This window comes from Polaribacter sp. OB-PA-B3 (genome assembly GCF_054589375.1).
The window spans coordinates 34,008-53,676 of record NZ_BAAIIX010000005.1 but is presented as its reverse complement, the minus strand read 5'-3'; the positions used below and the strand labels follow the sequence as shown (position 1 = coordinate 53,676).

The window sequence follows — 19,669 nt, the reverse complement described above, 5'->3', positions numbered from 1 at the left end:
TGTAATTACTATGAAATCATCAAATATATTTAAAATGTACTACAAATCTCTCTTTTTTAACAGTGTAAACGATAAATAAATAAAGATAAACGTCCAAACTGAAGCAATTAATATGGCAGAAAAATCTACAGCGTAACTTTTTGTGAAAGTTTCTCCTATTTGGTTTGCTACAGATCTAACAGCACCTAATCTTGTAAAAGGTTCTTTTATTAGGTTTGCCATAGACTCGAAAGGTAAAAACTGCATTACGCTATCTACTTTTTCACTTGTATTATCAGAGTCTTTAAATGTCCAGAATAAATATCCTTTAAACATACTTTCTACAAATAACCAAACAACCATTGCACCAACAGCAAATGCTGATCTTTTTACTAAAATTCCGAAGAATAAACCCATTGAAAAGAATGCTACTAACTTTATAAAAAAAGCAAATAAATATTCTAAACCCGAAGATATAATTGTTAATTCGTTATAATCAGAATAAAATAAACCTAAAATTAAAGACACAAAAAATACAAATACGGTAGAAACTAAGGCAAATACAATTACCGTATAGAATTTAGATAAAATAAATTCTTTTTTACTTAAACCGTCTATTAAGTTTTGTTTTAAAGTTTTGTAGCTGTACTCATTGGCCATCATAGAAACAATAACTAAGAGTAAAAAAAACTTTAAAATTGCTGCAATGTAGGTGTTAAAATGCCATATGTATGGGAAATTAAAAATTCCTATTTCTGCCAAATGAAATTTTATAGGACCAATATCAAATTTTATGGCAGCAATTAATGCAATACAAGTTAAAAGGCCGAAATAGATAAGTGAAAGTACTTTACTGGCTTTATTATGTTTTAATTTATGAAACTCTATAGTTAATAATCTTAACATGATATTAGGTGTTTTTTTGAAAGTTGAATTTTGTTTTATAGGTTAGCTAAAACAAAGAGTTAGTTGTTGTTTGTTAAATCTAAAAATTGCTGTTCTAAACTTGGCTTACGCTTTACTAAATGACTTAAAGTTATTCCTCTTTCGAATAGAAAAGTATTAAGTGTTGTTGCAGAAATAGCATCGTTTAATGTAGCGATAATAGTTTCATGCTCTTTTGTTACTTTATTTATAGAAGGATGATTTTCTAGTTCTAAAAGTAATTTGGCTTCGTTTTCTTCAACTTTTAATTCAAATAAACCTTTAGAGGCAGTCATTTCATCAACTCTACCACTGTAAAGTTTTACTCCTTTTCTAATAACTACAACATGAGAACAAACTTTTTCTACTTCGTCAAGTAAATGAGAAGCCAATAATATGGTTGTACCGGTACTAGCAATTTTATTGATTATTTGTCTAATTTCATGAATTCCTTGTGGATCTAGACCATTGGTTGGTTCGTCTAAGATTAAAATTTCTGGATCATTTAACAAAGCAGATGCAATTGCTAAACGTTGTTTCATTCCTAATGAAAACGTTTTAAACTTACTATTTCTTCTCTCAAAAAGATTTACCGTTTTAAGTTTTTCATCTATTTTATCTGTTGATATACCTTTAATAGTACAAATCAATTTTAAGTTTTGTACAGCCGTCATGTATGGGTAAAAGTTAGGTCTCTCTATAATTGCACCAACTTTTTTTAAGGCTTCGTGTGTAGATAATTTTCCGTCGAACCAAGAAAACTCACCAGAAGTTCTATTAACTACATTTAAAATAATTCCTAAAGTGGTAGATTTTCCACTTCCGTTAGGACCTAAAATTCCGTAAACATTTCCTTTTTTAATATCAAAAGAAAGGTTGTTTACTGCGTGTACGGTTCCGTATTTTTTATCGAGGTTTTTTAAAGATAAGATAGTTTCCAAAAAAGTTGAATTTAGTCGGTTATGTATGTAAGACGACTAATTTACAATTTTGTTACTTAAAATAAAGTTATTTTTGTAAGTTGTTTATTATGAGTATTTTGTGGGGTTATGGACGAAGAAATATTAATATTCGTTAAAGTCAAAATCATCAAAAGGATCAAAATGATCTTCATCTTCATCAAATTCCGATTCTAATTTATCAGCCACAAATTCTTTTTCTGGCGCTTCTTTTGGAATCTCTCCAACAGATAATATCGTTTGAGGTAAATCTTGTTTTTCATCCGTAGAAATGTCAACAACATCAACATAAAAAGTCCACATATTCAAAAAGTCGTAAACATAAATTAGCTTGTCATTAACATTTGGAAGTGTGTCTTTTAAAACACATGTTTGCATAGAAATTCCTTCTCCAGCTTCAGCCATGTTAAATAACGGAATTTCTTCTCCTTGATTCCATTCATCATCCGTTCTGTAAAAAGACGCCATTTCTTGCCCTTCAAAACCGAAAGATTTAGCAATTGTAAAATGTAAATCTTCTAAATTAAAAGAATTGTTTACAATTATTGTTCTTAAAATGTCTTCTTTAGTGTCTAAAATTACGCGTATTTTGTACATAGAATGGTTTAACTTTTCAGTTGCAAAAATACAATTTTTTATACGTATTTTTACATAATTAATAATTGATTATGGACAAAACAAGTATTTTAAAAGCATTTAACGAGCGTTCTCGAAACACGTTAATGGAAACTCTTGATATTGAATATGTTGCTGTTGGAGCCGATTTTTTAACAGCTAAAATGCCGGTTAATTCTAGCGTACATCAACCTTACGGGCAACTTCATGGTGGTGCTACTGCTGCGTTAGCAGAAAGTGTTGGTAGTGCTGCTTCTAACTTTTTTATTGATAACAAAACACAGTTTATTAACGGAATTCAATTGTCTATAAATCATATAAAAAGTAAAAGAGAAGGTATGGTTTATGCAACAGCTAAAAATATTCACAAAGGTAAAACCACACATCTTTGGGAAGTAAGAATTGTTGATGAAAATGATGCCTTAATTTCAGTAGCAAAAATGACAAACATAGTTTTAGATATTCGTAAAAAATAATTTCAATTTGAATAATTTACTCGATACAATTGCTAAACATTTTTCTAATAATTTGCCTTTTGTTGCATATAGAAAACCGAATAAAAATGTGGTTACAGCTTTTTTACAAAAGGATAATAGTTTAGATTTTACATCAGAATTTACCGAATCTGGTTTTGTTTTTGCTCCTTATAAAAAAGAAGAAAAGGCAATTTTATTTTCTGATAAGAAAGCTTTAATTATTTCTGAAAATATAGATACACAAGAAAAACCTCTAAGAGATAATATAACAACTAGTTTAGTTGATTCTGATAGGGAAAAACACATAAATATTGTAGATAAAGCAGTAGAAACTATAAAAACTAGTAATTTACAAAAGGTTGTTATTTCTAGAGAAGAACTCGTGAAATTAAAACCTGTAAACATTTTAGAAATCTATAAAATATTGTTATCAACCTATCAAAATGCATTTGTTTATGTTTGGTTTCACCCAGAAATTGGTTTATGGTTTGGCGCTACACCAGAAACATTACTAAACTTAAAAGGATCTCATTTTAAAACGATGTCTTTAGCAGGCACTCAAGTAAATACCAACAAAAAAGACATTATTTGGAAGTCTAAAGAATTAGAAGAGCAGCAATTGGTTACTAATTTTATAGAAACACAATTACAACCAATTTCTAATAATTTAATTATTGATAAAACAGAAACAATTAACGCGGGAAGTCTTTTGCACTTGAGAACTAAGGTATCAGGAATTCTAAGCAGAAAATCTAATTTAGAAGAATTAATTAGAGCTTTACATCCAACACCGGCGGTTTGTGGTTTACCTCGAAATTTAGCTAGTTATTTTATAGATTCTAATGAAGGTTATAGCAGAACATATTACACAGGTTTTTTAGGTGAATTAAACTTTAATATTACTAAATCTGAAATTAGAGAAACAGCTTTGTTTGTTAATTTAAGATGCATGAAAATTAAAGAAAATACAGCTTATATTTATGTTGGTGGCGGTATTACAAAAGATAGTATTGCAGAAAAAGAGTGGGAGGAAACAGTTTCGAAATCTAAAACTATGAAACGAGTTTTAAACTAAGAATAAAGAAAATAAAAAAACCGCAAATAGTAAGTTTGCGGTTTTTTAATTTTTGTGTAAAAATTGAATTTGAATTGAAATTGTATATAATGTAACTAGAGAAATGAAACTCTAATTTTATTAATTATTTCATTTGAGTTGCTAAATTTAAACAAATTATTTGGATATATTTATATATCGTCAAAAGAAATGTCTGTAAAACTTTCTGGCGAAACAGTTTCTTCTGTAACAGTTTTAGATTCTTCTTTCTTAAAGTCTTTTTGATGACGTTCGCTTATTACTTCATCACCTTTTTCGTTTATGATATAATCTGTAGCTTTTTTAAGCATTTCATGAAAATCTGTAAAATCTTCTTTATATAAATAAATTTTGTGTTTTTGATAATGAAAAGTTCCATCATCATGAGTAAACTTCTTACTTTCTGTTACGGTTAAATAATAATCGTCTGCTTTTGTTGCTCTTACATCAAAAAAATACGTTCTTCTTCCAGCTCTTAATACTTGTGAAAAAATTTCTTCCTGTTCAACTCTCTCTGCCATGATCTTTTAAATAGTAGTTATTTAGTTTATTATTAGTAACAAATCTAATAAAATATTTTACTTAGCAATGTTAAAGATTAATTTTCTTTTTCTAAAAGTTGTTGTTCATACAATTCTTTATAATAACCATTTTGTGTTATCAGTTGATTATGAGTACCTTTTTGGCTAATCTTGCCTTTATCTAATACTATAATTTTATCGGCGTTTTTAGCCGAAGAAACTCTGTGACTTATGATAAAAGTTGTCTTGTTTTTAGAAACTCTTTTTAAATTTGTTAGTATTTTTTCTTCAGTTTCGGTGTCTACAGCAGACAAACAGTCATCAAAAATTAAAATTTTAGGATTTTTTATAATTGCTCTGGCAATAGAAACTCTTTGCTTTTGCCCTCCAGATAATGTTACTCCTCTTTCTCCTAAAACGGTGTCATACTTGTTAGGGAAATCGATAATGTTTTTATGCACATCAGCATCTTTTGCAGCCTGAATAATTTCTTCTTCTGTAGCGTCTTCTTTTCCGAATTTAATATTGTTTCCAATACTTTCAGAAAACAAAAACGGATCTTGAGGTACAAAACCAATTTGATTTCTTACATCATTAAGGTTTGCTTTTTCGATAGGTTTGTCATCAACCAAAATTAAACCATCTTTAGTATCATATAACCTTGCTATAAGCTCTATAATAGTAGATTTTCCTGAGCCAGTTTTTCCTAGAATAGCAATGGTTTCACCAGGTTCTGCAGTAAAATTAATATTTTTTAATGCAGTTATATTTGTGTCTTCGTATGTAAATGTTACGTCTTTAAATTCTACCTTACCATTTAAAACTGTTGGTTTTGTATTGTTATTCTGAATTTCTGGTACTTGTTCTAAGAACTCGTTAATTCTAACTTGTGATGCCTCTGCTTGTTGTATCATAGAAGTTACCCAACCAATTACTGCTACAGGCCAAGTTAAAATATTTACATAAAGCATAAATTCTATAATGGTACCAATTTGAATTTCATCGTTTATATATTGCTGCCCACCAACGTAAATTACTATAATGTTACTTAAACCAATAAGAAGAACCATTAGTGGAAAAAAAAGAGCATTGGCTTGTTGTAAATGAATGTTTTTCTCTTTGCTTTTATCGGCAATTTCATCAAAATCTTTAATAATAGATTTTTCTATTCCGTAAGATTTTACCACACCAATTCCAGAGAAAAACTCTTGATTAAATGTGGTTAATTTTGATAAATATTCTTGTACGATGCTACTTCTTTTATGAATAACCTTACTTAAAACAAAGATAGAAATAGATAAAACCGGAAAAGGTATTAAAGTATACATGGTTAGTTTTACATCAATATTTATCATTTGAGTAAAACCAACTACTAATAACACAATCATATTCATGCTATACATTACCGCGGGCCCAACGTACATTCTTACTTTAGAAACATCTTCAGAAATTCTATTCATTAAATCTCCGGTTCTATTTTTTTTGTAAAAATTTAAAGATAAGCGTTGGTACTGTTGATAGATTTCATTTTTTAAATCGAACTCGATTAATCTAGAAGTTACAATAATGGTTTGCCTCATTAAAAAAGTAAAAAAACCAGCTAAAATTGCAACTCCAATAATTATTAAAACATTAATTAAAAGCTGGTGTTTTACAAGTTCAATATCTGTAATTGTTCCGTTTTGATAATCTTCTACAATATTTAAAGAATCACCAACAATTTGCGGAACTTTAAGCGCAAGTAATTTAGATAAAATGGTTATTAATATACCAATTAGTAATCGCCATTTATACTTTAAAAAGTACTTATTTATATATTTTAGAGCTTTCAATTTTAATATGAAGTTTTTAAAGATAAAAGTACAACCTTACTTATTTAAATAATGTTAAAAGAAATACAAATAAGACGTACTTTTTATTGAAGTACGAAGATACATTATTATAAATAATTTATTGCTTTTTTTACCTTTGGGATATTGATAATTTAAATTGAAAAAAGAAATTAAAATAGATGCCTATTTAGAAGTAAAATAATATTATTTTTGTGGCTCGTTAAAAACAAAAACCATCGTGTTTTATTTCATAAAAGTTCTTTAGAAAAAATGATTAACAGAAGACATATTCGAGTTAAAGTAATGCAATCTGTATACGCAATGATGCAGTCTCATAATGATGATATCATTAGAGAAGAAAAATTCTTAAAACACAGTGTTTTAAAAATGTTTGATTTATATGTATTAAACATGCAGCTGTTAGTAGAAGTACAAAAATTAGCTGCTAAAAAAATTGCACTTTCTAAAAAGAAAATTCTTGCTACAGAAGCAGATTTAAAACCCAACACAAAATTTATAGACAATAAGGTAATTAACACAATTGCCGAAAGTGTAAGTTTAGAAGGTTATTTAGAATTAAATAACTTAAAGCAATGGCAAGAAAATGATGAATATGTTAAAATTATTTTCGAAGAACTTCAAAACAGTAATTTATACAAAAAATATATTGCTACAGAAGAAGATTCTTTTAAGCTAGATAAAGCTTTTGTTATCGATTTCTTTAAAGAAATTATAGCACCAAATGAGAAGTTAGCAGATTTTTATGAAGATGAAATGATTTCTTGGGTAGATGATATTCCTTTTGTAAACACTTGGGTTGTAAAATCTTTAAGCAAACAAAAAGCAAACGGGTTGTTTGTATTAGGTTCTTTATACAAAGATAAAGATGATGAAGAATTTGTGTCTAAACTTTTTAAAAAAACCGTTTTAAAACAAACAGAATATAAACAAATTATTGAAGATAAAACCCCGAATTGGGAATCTGATAGAATTGCAGAAATAGACATGATTCTTATTCAAATGGCTATTGCAGAGTTTTTTAACTTTCCATCTATACCAACTAGAGTTTCAATTAATGAGTATATAGAAATATCTAAAGACTATTCTACAGCAAAAAGTAGTTATTTTATAAACGGAGTTTTAGATAAAATATCTAAAGAGTTTATAGCTAACAACAAAATTGTTAAAATAGGAAGAGGTCTTATATAAAGTATACAATCACAAATTATTTTATTATTTTTACAAAAAATAGATTTACAATGAAAAAAATATCATTCTTATTCGCATTTTTAATAGCATCAACCTTTATGGTTTCTTGCGATAGCGGAAGTGCAACAACAAAAATTAATAAAGCAAATTTAGACAATGCAAAATCTAGAGATGCAGAAATTAAAAAAGGAGTAGCTACAATCTCTTTAGATAAAAAAGAGTACGATTTTGGTACTGTAAACGAAGGAGACATTGTAGAAACTGTATTTAAAGTAACGAACTCTGGTAAAACAGATTTGGTAATTACAAATGCAACAGGTTCTTGTGGTTGTACTGTTCCTGTATGGCCAAAAGCACCAATTAAACCAGGAGAAACAGGTGAAGTTGCTGTTAAATTTAACACAAATGGTAAACCAAACAGACAAATGAAAACTGTAACTTTAACTACAAATACAGAATCTGGTAGAGAAGTTTTAACCTTAAGAGGTTCTGTTACACCTAAAGCTAAATAATTATAATGTTTAACACAATTTTATTACAATTAGATTCTGGTAGTTTGGCTAGTATGTTACCATTTGCTGCAATGATTTTAGTCTTATATTTTTTTATGATAAGACCACAAATGAATCGTCAGAAAAAAGAAAAAGCTTTTCAAGCAGAAATTAAAACTGGTACAAAAGTGATTACTTCTAGTGGTATACACGGTAAAATTACTGATGTAAATAATACAGATAATACAATAACAATAGAAACCGGAGCAGGAAAAATTAAATTCGAACGTTCTGCAATTTCTATGGAATTAAGTAAAAAATACACAGCACCTGCAAAAAAATAGTTTTACTTAACAAATATCTTAAAGTGAGTATTGTCTTAATTAGATAATACTCACTTTTTTGTTTGTAGGCTTTTGTGTAGATTGCATTATTAAAAAATTATTTATTGAAGACAACAAAGAAAATACCAAAAACATTTATTGGTTTCCTTCTAGTTTCATTACTAATATGGATTCTAATTACTTTTTCTAAAGAGTATAACACATCTATTGTTTTTCCGGTTGAATACAGTAATATTTCTCAGAATAAAATATTACAAGAAGCACCAATTAAAGAAATAGAAGTTTTAGTAAAAGCCAATGGTTTTAAAATTCTTAGAACAAGGTTTAATACTAAAAAAATTATAATCAATGCAAGCTCGTTAATAAAAAAACAAGGTTCTAAACATTTTCTACTCTTAAACAATCAGCAAAAAAATATTGCTAAACAATTGCCCTCTGGTGTAGAATTAAAAGAAATAGCCAAAGACACTATATATTTAGATGTTGGTAGCTTGGTATCTAAAAAAGTTGCTGTTAAACCTAATTTAAAATTAAATTTTAGTGTTGGTTATGATCTTTCGGAAACAATTAAAATAACGCCAGATAGTCTTGTGGTTTCTGGGCCAGAGGTTTTATTGTCAGAATTAAATAACATAGAACTTTCTACGCTAGACTTAAAGGACTTAAAAGCTGATTTTACAAATAAAGTTGCAGTAAAACCTTTGGAAAACTATAAGAATTTAAAATTTAAAACTAAAGAAATTACTATATCTGGTAAGATAGAAAAATTTACCGAAGGTTCTTTAAATATTAAATATAAGATAATAAATGTACCAGAAGGAGTTGTAATAAATACATTGTCTAAAGAAGTAGAATTTACTTTTGTTGTTGGCCTTTCTAATTTTAATAAAATTAACGAAAATGTTATTAAGATTGAATGTGATTTTAGTATGACAACTAATAATAATTTAGGTTATTTAATACCCAAGTTAGTGCAAAAACCATCAGAAATTAAAAGTTATAAAATAACACCAAAAAAAATAGATTTTTTAATTCAGAAATAAGATGATAATTGGTTTAACAGGAGGTATCGGAAGTGGTAAATCTACAGTATTAAAGATGTTTAACGAGTTTTCTAATGTTGCAATTTATGTTGCCGATATAGAAGCTAAACAGTTAATGAATACTTCTAAAGTTATTAAAGAAAAACTTATAATAGCATTTGGTGAAGAAGTGTTTAAAAATGCTGTTTTAAATCGTGAGTTTTTAGCAAATATTGTTTTTAAGAATAAGCATAAATTAAAAGTTTTAAATAATATTGTGCATCCAGTAGTAAAAAATCATTTCAAAACATTTGTTGCAGAAAACGCCGACAAAGATTATATAGTATATGAAAGCGCCATTTTATTCGAAAATAATACTGAAAATCAATTCGATTTTATAATTACTGTTTTTACTGATTTAGAAGAACGAATCAACAGAATAATAAAAAGAGATAATACTACAAGAAAAGAGGTTTTAAATAGGATAAATAGTCAATGGCAAGACAATAAAAAATTACTTTTATCTAACTATGTTATTGATAATTATAGTTTTAAAAATAGTATGATTAGGGTAAAAGAAATTCATAATATTTTAACAAAAAAACATCCGTCAATTTAAGTAACCCTATCAGTTTTGTTAAATAAGTCTTAAAGTTCCAATAAAACAGTTAATTTAGGTTAAAATCGATAATTACAACTTTTGAAAGTAGTAAATTTGATTTATGCGTAAAAAGATGTTTATTCTTATTGTTGTTTTAATGAGTATTTCCTTGATAGGAATTATTGCTGTACAACTTTATTGGATTAATAATGCTTTAGAAAGTAAACAAGCACAATTTAAAAATGATGTGCAGAAATCTTTAGGGGCAGCTACCGAAAGAATTAACGAGCAAGAGATTTCTACTTTTCAAAAAAAAATTAACGAAATAATTTCAAAAGAAGGTTTAGCAGGTACTGCGGAATTAAAACAACATTTAATTCAACAAATAGATACTTCTACAAATATTAAAATTACTGTTGGTGGTACTTTTTTAGAAGAAAACTTTAAGTTAACCTCAGATTTTTTAAACCACGATTCGATAATTTATAAAAGAGTTACAGGTAGAACAGATTTCTCTAAATTATCATTAATTAAAAGTCCGGATGAATTATTTCCAAAGTTAGATGAACAAAGGTTTTCTTTTACAAGAAGATATACAGAATTCGATAGGTTGCAAACTTTAGAAGTTCTAAATTTTGTGAATAGTAAAAAACTAATTCACGAACGTTTAAGTAACAAAGATTTAAATAATATAATTAAGGAAGAACTTGTTAAAAGAAACATTGTTCTAGATTTTAAATATGGCGTTTATGGTTCTGATGGTTTGGCTACCAAATTAAAATCTGGGTATTATACAATAGATACAAAAGACAGTTTTAAATACCCGTTATTTTTTGATCCTTTAGGAAATACAACATACAATTTGCATGTAAATTTTCCTGATAAAGACGACCATATTTTAGCAGGAATTTCTAATATTTTACTGCTTTCGTTGTTTTTTATATTTATTATAATTATTGCTTTTTCAAGTTCATTGTATCAATTAATTCGTCAGAAAAAAATATCAGAAATAAAAACGGATTTTATTAACAACATGACGCATGAATTTAAAACACCAATTGCAACAATCAATTTGGCATTAGATTCTATTAAAAATCCAAAAATTTTAGGAGACGATTCTAAGGTTTTGCGCTATGTACAAATGATTCGTGATGAAAATAAAAGAATGCACTCTCAGGTAGAAAATGTATTAAGAATATCTAGGTTAGAAAAAAATCAGATAGATTTAAGTAAGGAAACTATAGACTTGCACGACATTATAGAAGACGCAATTACACATGTTAGTTTGCTAATAGAAGATCGAAAAGGAAAAATTTCTACTCATTTTAAAGCAATTGTATCAGAATTACCAGGAAATCAATTTCATTTAACCAATGTAGTTGTAAACATGTTAGAAAACGCAATTAAATATTCTGAAGGAGCGCCGATTATAGACGTTTATACAGAAAGTACAAGTAAGTTTTTTGTGTTTAAAATTAAAGATTCTGGTATTGGAATGAGTAAAAATGTTCAGAAACAAGTTTTTACAAAATTTTATAGAGAACAAAAAGGAAATATTCACGACGTTAAAGGCCATGGTTTAGGTTTGGCTTACGTAAAAGAAATAGTAGAGAAACACCACGGAACAGTTTTTGTGGAAAGTGAGAAAGGAAAGGGTAGCATATTTACAGTAAAATTACCTTTAATTTAAAAGAAAGAAATAATAATGGGAAGTAAAAAAATTTTATTAGTTGAAGATGATCCAAATTTTGGAACAGTTCTAAAAGATTATTTAGCATTAAACGATTATAACGTTACACATGCAAAAGATGGTATAGAAGGTTTAATTATGTTTAAAAACAGCGATTACGATTTATGTATTTTAGATGTAATGATGCCTCGTAAAGATGGTTTTTCTTTAGCACAAGATATTAGAGTAACAAATAAAGAAGTGCCAATTATTTTCTTAACAGCTAAAACTCTTAAAGAAGATGTTTTAAAAGGTTATGCTGTTGGGGCAGATGATTATTTAAATAAACCTTTTGATTCTGAAGTTTTATTACATAAAATTAAAGCAATTTTACAAAGAAAAGAAACAGATAATTCTACAGAAAACGAGCAGTTTGAATTTACAATCGGTAATTTCTTTTTCAATTCTAAATTACGTCATTTATCTATTGGTAAAGATGGTGAAGCTGTAAAATTATCGCCTAAAGAGAGTAAGTTGTTACGCATGTTAGCGCTTCATAAAAATGATTTAATGCCAAGAGAATTAGCATTAACAAAAATATGGAGAGATGATAACTATTTTACTTCTAGAAGTATGGATGTTTATATTGCAAAACTTAGAAAATACTTAAAATTAGACGAAAAAGTAGAAATTTTAAATATTCACGGAGAAGGATTTAGATTGGTAGATAAATCTTAATTTCTAAAACCCTTCCCAAATAAAATAACTCAGTTTGTATTTCAAGCTGAGTTTTTTGTATTTTTATATTATGGCAGAATTTATAAGAATTTATAACGAAAACCCAAACCCAAAAGAAATTGCTAAAGTTGTAAAGGTTTTACAAGCTGGTGGTTTGGTTATATATCCTACAGATACGGTTTATGGTTTAGGGTGTGATATCACAAAACCAAAAGCTTTAGAAAAAATAGCGCAAATAAAAAATATTAAGTTAGAAAAAGCTAACTGGTCTTTTATATGTAACGATTTAAGCCATTTGTCTGATTACGTTAAACAAATTGATTCTACGACGTTTAAAATACTTAAAAGGGCTTTGCCAGGACCTTATACGTTTATTTTGCCAGGAAGTAAAAACTTACCAAAAGTATTTAAAAAGAAAAAGACGGTTGGTATTAGAATTCCAAATAATTCTATCATTAGAACCTTAGTGCAAGAACTTGGCAACCCAATTGTATCTACATCTATTAGAGATGATGATGATGTTTTAGAGTATACCACAGATCCTGAGTTAATTTTTGAAAAATGGCAAAATTTAGTTGATGTTGTTATTGATGGTGGTTATGGCGGTAATGAAGCATCTACAGTGATCGATTTAACAGAAGAACCAGAAGTAATTAGAGAAGGAAAAGGGAGTTTAGATATTCTTTAAACCTATTTTAAGTTTTCAAATCTTCTTCTACCTAAAATAAAATGTTGCCAAACAACACTTGTGTGTAAATTATAGTTCTGTTTTTTTTGTAATAACTTTCTCTTTTGTAAATATTTGTAAAAATTTTTATAGAAACTAAAATGCGCTTTTATCACAGCAAAGGTATGTATTGGTCTTAACTCTAATAAAAACTTTAATCCCGCAATTCCGTCTAAAATTAATCTAGAAAAAATTACAAATAGAAACCACTTTTTAGGTACATTTTTTACAACATTTAATAAGCTATTTCTAAAGTTTAAAAATGTTTTATGCGGATTCGTTTCTTGTAAAGTTGCTCCGCCAACATGATAAACAGTAGACGCGCCAACATATTTTACTTTATAACCAATATTTTGAGTTCGCCAGCATAAATCTATTTCTTCTTGATGCGCAAAATAGTCTTCATCAAAACCACCAAGTTTATGATAAACATTTGCTCTAATAAACAAACAAGCGCCAGAAGCCCAAAAAATTTCTGAAGTATCATCAAATTGATTTTGGTCTGTTTCTAAAGAATTAAAAATTCTTCCTCTACAATAAGGGTAGCCATATAAATCTATAAATCCGCCTGCAGCACCTGCATATTCAAATTTAGTTTTATTTTTAAAATCTAATAATTTTGGTTGAATAATAGCTGTTTCATCATCGTTTTTAAAAACAGTTAATACAGGTTTTAACCAATTTTTAGTTACTTCAACATCAGAATTTAATAAACAATAAATATCTGCATCAATAGCTTGTAGAGAATCGTTATAACCTTTTGCATAACCGCCATTGGTTGGGTTTTTAATAATTTTTACCGACGGATAATTTTCTTTGATAAAAGAAATAGAACTATCTGTAGAAGCATTATCGGCTACATAAACTTCGGCTTCATTTAAGCTAAAATTAACTACTGATGGTAAAAACTGTTCTAATAGTTTTTTACCATTCCAATTTAATATGACGATTGCTGTTTTCAAGGGTGCAAATTTACGTTATAAATCTTATTTATAGCTATTAGAAAATTGTTAATTCCAATAAGATAATAACTAAATATAATCTGGAATATCTTTTAAGAAAATATAAGTTTCATTTTCAAAATCCATTTTGCAATAAAAATGCTGTAAACCGTTGGTTACAATTAAATAATTTGCTTTTAATTTTAAATTATATCTCGCAATTTGATCAAATGTAGCTTGTGTAATTTTTATTGATGGTGCTTTACATTCTACAATTATATCTGGTTCGCCTTTCGCATTAAAAATTAAAATATCTGTTCTTTTTTTTCTATTATTAATAGTTAATTGTTTTTCCAGAGCAATTAAAGAGTTCGGATATTTTTTTACATGTAATAAATATGCCAAATAGTGTTGTCTTACCCATTCTTCTGGTGTAAGTACCAAGAATTTTTTTCTTAAAATATCAAAAATAAGCATCTTATTTTCGTTACTTTTGAGTCGGAAATTGTAGTTTGGTAAGTTCAGTTTTTGCATCAATCAAAAGTAATTAAAAAACAGTTATGATACATTTATTAGTTGGTAATACTGGTGCAGGTAAATCTACATACGCTAGTCAATTAAAAAAAGAAACTTCTGGTATTATTTTTACTTTAGATAAATGGAATAAAGTTTTATTTTTTCCGGATAAGAAAGATATAGATGGTTTAGATTGGTTTTTAGAAAGAATTGATAGGGCAGAAGTTATCATAGAAGATTTGATATTACAGTTAGAAAATAGTGGTGTAGATAGTATTTTAGATGTAGGACTTTCTAAATTTTTACACAGAGAAAAATATAGAAAATTTGCCAACGATAATAATATTAATGTTCAATTTCATTTTTTAGATATTTCAAAAGAAATTAGAAAAGAAAGAGTTTTAAAAAGAAATTTCGAAAAAGGATCAACTTTTGAATTTGAAGTAAGTGATGCTAATTTCGAATTTATGGAAAACTGGTTTGAAACTCCAACAGAACAAGAATTACATAATGCAATAATTATAAAAGAATAAATGAACGAAGTTAAAGCTATTGTATCAGACATTAAAAGCGGTACCATAAAACCCATTTATTTTTTAATGGGAGAAGAGCCCTATTATATTGATAAGATTTCTGATTATATCGAAGAACATGTATTAGATGAAGCAGAAAAAGGGTTTAATCAGCAGGTAATGTATGGTAGAGATGCTAGTGTAGAAGATATTGTTTCTGCGGCTAAACGGTACCCAATGATGGCCGAAAGACAAGTTTTAATTGTTAAAGAAGCACAAGATTTAAGCAGAAATATAGAAAAGTTAGTTTCTTATGCCGAAAATCCGCAGCCAACAACAGTTTTAGTTTTAAACTATAAATATAAAAAGTTAGATAAACGTAAAAAATTACATAAAGCTATAGCGAAAACAGGTGTTATTTTCGAGAGTAAAAAATTGTACGACAATCAGGTTTCGGATTGGATTCGTAGAGTTTTAAGCGGAAAAAAATATCAAATTGAACCTAAAGCCTCTTTAATGTTGGTTGAATTTTTAGGAACTGATTTAAGTAAAATTTCGAATGAATTAGAAAAATTAATGCTTGTTTTACCAGAAGCAACTATTATAAACGATAAGCATATTGAAGAAAATATCGGAATTTCTAAAGATTTCAATAATTTTGAGTTAAGAAAGGCAGTAGGAGAGAAGGATATTGTAAAAGCAAATCGAATTATTAATTATTTTGCAGAAAACCCAAAAAGTAATCCTTTAGTAATGACTATTTCTTTGTTAAACGGTTATTTTACACAATTACTCTCTTTTCATGGGTTAAAGGATAAATCAAAAAGCTCTGTGGCTAAAGCAATTGGTGTAAATCCGTATTTTGTAGATGAATATTTTTTAGCAGCTAGAAATTATCCTATGAGAAAAGTAGCACAAGTTATTGCAATGTTAAGAGAAGCAGATGTTAAAAGTAAAGGTGTAGGAGCAAATCAAACAAGTCATGATATTTTAAAAGAATTATTATTTAAAATTTTACATTAAAAATTAGTAAAAAATGAAAAATATTTTTGAAAAAGAGGTAAGTAATCAAGTTATTGAAAGAATTAATAATTTAACGGCATCTACCCAACCTAATTGGGGTAAAATGTCTGTATCACAAATGTTAGCGCATTGTAATGTTACTTATGAAATGGTTTATACCGATAAGCATCCTAAGCCAAATGCTTTTATGAAATTTATGTTAAAATTGTTTGTTAAAAATGCAGTTGTATCTACAAAACCATATGCTAAAAATGGTAAAACAGCACCTCAATTTATAATTGATGAAGAAAAGAATTTTGATCAAGAAAAAATAATATTGATAAATTACATCAACAAAACACAAGAATTAGGAGCTAAACATTTTGAAGGTAAAGAATCTCATTCTTTTGGGAAACTAACTTCACAAGAATGGAACAATTCTTTTTATAAACATTTAGATCATCATTTAACTCAATTCGGAGTTTAAACTTAAAATTAGAAATAAAAAAACCGAGCTTTTTGCTCGGTTTTTTTATTTACGGTCTATATATTTTCTCGTATAAATCTTTATAAATTTCTTTAATTATTGCCCTTTTCATTTTCATTGTTGGTGTTAAGTGACCGCCATCAATAGACCAAACATCTTTTGTAAGTTCGAAACGTTTAATGCGTTCCCATTTGCCAAAATGTTCGTTACATTTATCGACTTCTCTTTGTATTCTACTAACAACTATTTCAGAATTAATAATTTCTTCATTGGTTTTTCCAATAGACAAACCTTTTTTATCAATCCAGTCTTTAATAAACTCAAAATTTGGTTGAATAATTGCTGCAGGCATTTTTTCTCCTTCACCAACAACCATTATCTGTTCTATAAATAAAGATTGTTTTAATTCTCCTTCTAATAATGGTGGTACAACATATTTACCACCAGAAGTTTTAAACATTTCTTTAGTTCTTCCGGTAATTTTTAAGAATCCATCTTTATCAATTTCTCCCTTATCACCTGTATGAAAATAACCATCTTTTAAAACTTCAGAAGTTTTTTTAGGATCTTTATAATATCCTAACATTACATTTGGTCCTTTTACTAAAATCTCTCCGTTTTCGGCAATTTTTACTTCAACTTTACTAATAGTTTTACCGACGGTTCCAATTTTAAATCCTTTTTTACGTTGGTCGTTTACAGAGATTACTGGTGATGTTTCGGTTAATCCGTAACCTTCCATAATTGGCATTTTTGCTGCAGCAAAAACTCTGGTAAGCCTTGGTTGCAATGCTGCACTACCAGAAACCATTATTTTTAAATTTCCGCCTAAGGCAGCTTGCCATTTAGAAAATATTAATTTTCTTGCTAAACTTAATTGTTTTTCATACCACCAACCATTTGCACCGTCTGGCTCGAATTTCAAACCAAGGTTAACAGCCCAAAAGAAAAGTCCTTTTTTTATTCCAGATAGAGCTTCACCTTTTAAAATAATTTTATCGTAAATTTTCTCGTACAAACGTGGTACCGCAGTCATTACATTTGGTTTGATTTCTTGTGCGTTTTCAGAAAGTTTTTCTATGGATTCTGCAAAATAAATAGAGACACCACAATATTGGTATAGGTACAAAATCATTCTTTCGAAAATATGGCAAACAGGTAAAAAGCTTAATCCTATATCTTTACCGTCATCTAAAGGTACACGTTCTTTAGCAGCTAAAACATTAGAAACTATGTTATCATGAGAAAGCATTACTCCTTTTGGTCTACCTGTTGTTCCAGAAGTATAAATAAGGGTTGCTAAGTCTGTTGGTTTTACAGCTTTTTTTCTTTCTTCGACTTCAAGTTGGTTACTTATATCTTTTCCAAGCTCTAAAACGTCTTTCCAAGATTTTTCTGTAGTAATATCATTAAAAGTAAATACACCTTTTAATTTTGTATTTTCTTTAATTTTATTAAGTTTTTCCAAAACTTCTTCGTCAGAAACAAAACAATATATTGCTTCTGAGTGATTTAAAACGTATTCATAATCTTCTTTACTAATTGTAGGGTAAATAGGTACATTCTGAGCTCCTGTTTGTAAAATTCCAATATCACAGATGTTCCACTCTGTTCTATTGTTTGTTGAAATAACTGCAATTTTATCGTTAGGTTGAACTCCTAGTTTTAATAATCCTCTACTTAATTTATTTGCTTGGTCTATATATTCTTGCGTAGATATACTATCCCACTTATTTTTAAACTTTGTTGAAAACGATTTGTTTAAATTATATGTTTCTAATTGATAATAAGGGATGTCAAACAACCTGGTAATTTCTATCGGCATAAGTTCTATTTTGTTAAATGCAAATTAGGGAAATTACTGCTATTTAACAAATACTTATTTTAATAGATTATAAATTATTAAATCTTTATTTTTATCCTAATATTATTTTTGATAATATAGAATTAACGTGTGTTTTTTAGTAATTAAAGTTTGAAATGTTAAGATATTTAACTGCTTAATTTTTAAAAGTTTGCGTTTATTAGCCTTGTTTTTTAAAAAAAAATATGTAAAATGAAAAACCTAGCTTTTTAAAATAAAAAGCTAGGTTTAGTTGGTTTTGGTTAGCCCCTAATCTAACCATATTTCCATTACGGTGCAATTTACAAAGTTTAAAAAAACTGCGTATACGTATAAATACCTATTTATTGTTTATTAAATATTTATTTAAATTTTTTCCATTTATTTTAGTGTATTTAGAATCAATTTCATAATTAACTTCCATGCCTGTAATATCAAAATCACCAGAAACCTTCATGTATTTTATATTTAAATCCTCATTAAATTGAGTATTCTTAAAAGAAACTCCGTTTTTAAATTGAGTATACTTAAATGTTGCAGAATCTTTAAACGTTGCATTTGCAAAACTTACATTTCTACTAAATTTAGCATATTTAAATGTGGCGATTTCATTAAATCTTGTTTTAGAAAAATTACTGTTTTTGTAAAATTTTGCATATTTAAAAGTATTATCATCATTAAAAGTTGAGTAAGAAAAATCTGAATCTTCTTCAAAATTTGAATATTTAAACATTGCTTTTCTGGTAAACTTACAGTTTTTAAAAATTACTTCATCTTCAAAACTAGCAGTAAAAGTATAGCCAGAATCTTCTGTGGGTATATATGCTAAAACATCATTATTAAATGTACAGTTTATAAATGAAACCTTAACATCTATTAACTTTTTAATTTCATTGGTATTATTGTTATTAGAATTCCAGTTAAACCAACTACTTTTTTTTCTTTTTGGTAATTTTTCTAGAGCCTCATCCATAAAAGTTAAATCTAAAACACCAACAATTGTGGCATTTTCGATTGCAATGTTTTTACCTTCTTTAATGTCTTTTAAAATATCAGTTGCTTCTATTTTTTTTTGACAAAAAACCGAATTATTAATGCTTACCATTAAAATTATAAGAGTAATTATTTTTTTCATGTTGTTAAGTTTTAATGTTTTTATTTAATGACA

General features: G+C 27.6%; 22 protein-coding genes. 13 read left to right on the top strand and 9 right to left on the bottom strand.

The genetic code is table 11. From position 1 onward, the window contains the following. Positions 1–39: 39 nt before the first annotated feature. From ACYPV9_RS10310 to ACYPV9_RS10300, 3 genes are all read right to left on the bottom strand, one after another. Positions 40–885, bottom strand: a complete 846-nt coding sequence (locus ACYPV9_RS10310; RefSeq protein WP_459743492.1) for an ABC transporter permease — start codon at positions 883–885, stop codon at positions 40–42. 59 nt (positions 886–944) lie between these two features. Further along, positions 945–1,844: an ABC transporter ATP-binding protein gene (locus ACYPV9_RS10305; RefSeq protein ID WP_299061281.1), complete on the bottom strand. Its 900-nt coding sequence runs from the start codon at positions 1,842–1,844 to the stop codon at positions 945–947. 123 nt (positions 1,845–1,967) lie between these two features. Next, positions 1,968–2,459 carry an IS1096 element passenger TnpR family protein gene (locus tag ACYPV9_RS10300; protein ID WP_299061276.1) on the bottom strand — a complete coding sequence of 164 codons (492 nt, stop codon included), beginning with the start codon at positions 2,457–2,459 and terminating at the stop codon, positions 1,968–1,970. 71 nt (positions 2,460–2,530) lie between these two features. Here ACYPV9_RS10300 and ACYPV9_RS10295 point away from each other — a divergent pair, with 71 nt between their 5' ends. Together ACYPV9_RS10295 and ACYPV9_RS10290 are read left to right on the top strand one after the other, a co-directional pair. Continuing rightward, positions 2,531–2,953, top strand: coding sequence for a PaaI family thioesterase (locus ACYPV9_RS10295; protein ID WP_299061274.1), 423 nt, complete (start codon positions 2,531–2,533; stop codon positions 2,951–2,953). A 7-nt stretch (positions 2,954–2,960) separates the two neighbouring features. Continuing rightward, positions 2,961–4,028 (top strand): chorismate-binding protein, encoded by a 1,068-nt coding sequence (locus tag ACYPV9_RS10290; protein WP_459743489.1) that lies wholly within the window; start codon positions 2,961–2,963, stop codon positions 4,026–4,028. Positions 4,029–4,198: 170 nt separating this feature from the next. Here the strand turns inward: ACYPV9_RS10290 and ACYPV9_RS10285 are convergent, their stop codons facing one another. Next, on the bottom strand, positions 4,199–4,567 hold the full coding sequence (locus ACYPV9_RS10285) for a PUR family DNA/RNA-binding protein (RefSeq protein ID WP_459743487.1): 369 nt from the start codon (positions 4,565–4,567) through the stop codon (positions 4,199–4,201). 77 nt (positions 4,568–4,644) lie between these two features. Further along, positions 4,645–6,399, bottom strand: a complete 1,755-nt coding sequence (locus tag ACYPV9_RS10280) for an ABC transporter ATP-binding protein (protein WP_459743485.1) — start codon at positions 6,397–6,399, stop codon at positions 4,645–4,647. Positions 6,400–6,669: 270 nt separating this feature from the next. Here ACYPV9_RS10280 and nusB point away from each other — a divergent pair, with 270 nt between their 5' ends. The 8 genes from nusB to ACYPV9_RS10240 all read left to right on the top strand — a co-directional run bounded on the left by nusB (position 6,670) and on the right by ACYPV9_RS10240 (position 13,161). Further along, positions 6,670–7,608 (top strand): transcription antitermination factor NusB, encoded by a 939-nt coding sequence (nusB, locus tag ACYPV9_RS10275; protein WP_299061265.1) that lies wholly within the window; start codon positions 6,670–6,672, stop codon positions 7,606–7,608. A gap of 50 nt (positions 7,609–7,658) precedes the next feature. After that, positions 7,659–8,120 carry a DUF1573 domain-containing protein gene (locus ACYPV9_RS10270; RefSeq protein WP_077809009.1) on the top strand — a complete coding sequence of 154 codons (462 nt, stop codon included), beginning with the start codon at positions 7,659–7,661 and terminating at the stop codon, positions 8,118–8,120. A gap of 5 nt (positions 8,121–8,125) precedes the next feature. Next, positions 8,126–8,443, top strand: a complete 318-nt coding sequence (yajC, locus tag ACYPV9_RS10265; RefSeq protein ID WP_459743482.1) for a preprotein translocase subunit YajC — start codon at positions 8,126–8,128, stop codon at positions 8,441–8,443. Between the two features lie 104 nt (positions 8,444–8,547). Next, entirely contained in the window at positions 8,548–9,486 is a 939-nt protein-coding gene (locus tag ACYPV9_RS10260; protein WP_299061255.1) for a YbbR-like domain-containing protein, read from the top strand. A gap of 1 nt (position 9,487) precedes the next feature. Then, on the top strand, positions 9,488–10,084 hold the full coding sequence (coaE, locus tag ACYPV9_RS10255; protein ID WP_459743480.1) for a dephospho-CoA kinase: 597 nt from the start codon (positions 9,488–9,490) through the stop codon (positions 10,082–10,084). A gap of 103 nt (positions 10,085–10,187) precedes the next feature. Next, on the top strand, positions 10,188–11,756 hold the full coding sequence (locus ACYPV9_RS10250; RefSeq protein ID WP_299061251.1) for a sensor histidine kinase: 1,569 nt from the start codon (positions 10,188–10,190) through the stop codon (positions 11,754–11,756). 15 nt (positions 11,757–11,771) lie between these two features. Beyond that, on the top strand, positions 11,772–12,473 hold the full coding sequence (locus tag ACYPV9_RS10245) for a response regulator transcription factor (RefSeq protein ID WP_299061248.1): 702 nt from the start codon (positions 11,772–11,774) through the stop codon (positions 12,471–12,473). A 70-nt stretch (positions 12,474–12,543) separates the two neighbouring features. Further along, complete coding sequence (locus ACYPV9_RS10240) at positions 12,544–13,161, top strand: L-threonylcarbamoyladenylate synthase (RefSeq protein WP_459743477.1); 618 nt, start codon at positions 12,544–12,546, stop codon at positions 13,159–13,161. A gap of 2 nt (positions 13,162–13,163) precedes the next feature. Here ACYPV9_RS10240 and ACYPV9_RS10235 read toward each other — a convergent pair whose 3' ends face one another. Both ACYPV9_RS10235 and ACYPV9_RS10230 read right to left on the bottom strand, forming a co-directional pair. Then, positions 13,164–14,162 (bottom strand): glycosyltransferase family 2 protein, encoded by a 999-nt coding sequence (locus tag ACYPV9_RS10235; RefSeq protein WP_299061242.1) that lies wholly within the window; start codon positions 14,160–14,162, stop codon positions 13,164–13,166. 69 nt (positions 14,163–14,231) lie between these two features. Next, on the bottom strand, positions 14,232–14,675 hold the full coding sequence (locus tag ACYPV9_RS10230) for a type I restriction enzyme HsdR N-terminal domain-containing protein (protein ID WP_459743760.1): 444 nt from the start codon (positions 14,673–14,675) through the stop codon (positions 14,232–14,234). Between the two features lie 26 nt (positions 14,676–14,701). Between ACYPV9_RS10230 and ACYPV9_RS10225 the strand changes: the two genes are divergently transcribed. Genes ACYPV9_RS10225 through ACYPV9_RS10215 form a run of 3 tightly spaced genes read left to right on the top strand, consistent with a single transcriptional unit; the run spans position 14,702 to position 16,658 of the window. Next, positions 14,702–15,190 carry an AAA family ATPase gene (locus ACYPV9_RS10225; protein WP_459743475.1) on the top strand — a complete coding sequence of 163 codons (489 nt, stop codon included), beginning with the start codon at positions 14,702–14,704 and terminating at the stop codon, positions 15,188–15,190. Next, complete coding sequence (gene holA / locus ACYPV9_RS10220; protein WP_459743473.1) at positions 15,191–16,192, top strand: DNA polymerase III subunit delta; 1,002 nt, start codon at positions 15,191–15,193, stop codon at positions 16,190–16,192. A 13-nt stretch (positions 16,193–16,205) separates the two neighbouring features. Continuing rightward, positions 16,206–16,658, top strand: a complete 453-nt coding sequence (locus tag ACYPV9_RS10215; protein WP_299061233.1) for a DUF1569 domain-containing protein — start codon at positions 16,206–16,208, stop codon at positions 16,656–16,658. Between the two features lie 49 nt (positions 16,659–16,707). Here the strand turns inward: ACYPV9_RS10215 and ACYPV9_RS10210 are convergent, their stop codons facing one another. Next, positions 16,708–18,483 (bottom strand): AMP-dependent synthetase/ligase, encoded by a 1,776-nt coding sequence (locus tag ACYPV9_RS10210; RefSeq protein ID WP_459743470.1) that lies wholly within the window; start codon positions 18,481–18,483, stop codon positions 16,708–16,710. A gap of 358 nt (positions 18,484–18,841) precedes the next feature. After that, complete coding sequence (locus tag ACYPV9_RS10205) at positions 18,842–19,636, bottom strand: pentapeptide repeat-containing protein (RefSeq protein WP_459743468.1); 795 nt, start codon at positions 19,634–19,636, stop codon at positions 18,842–18,844. Between the last annotated feature and the right edge of the window lie 33 nt (positions 19,637–19,669).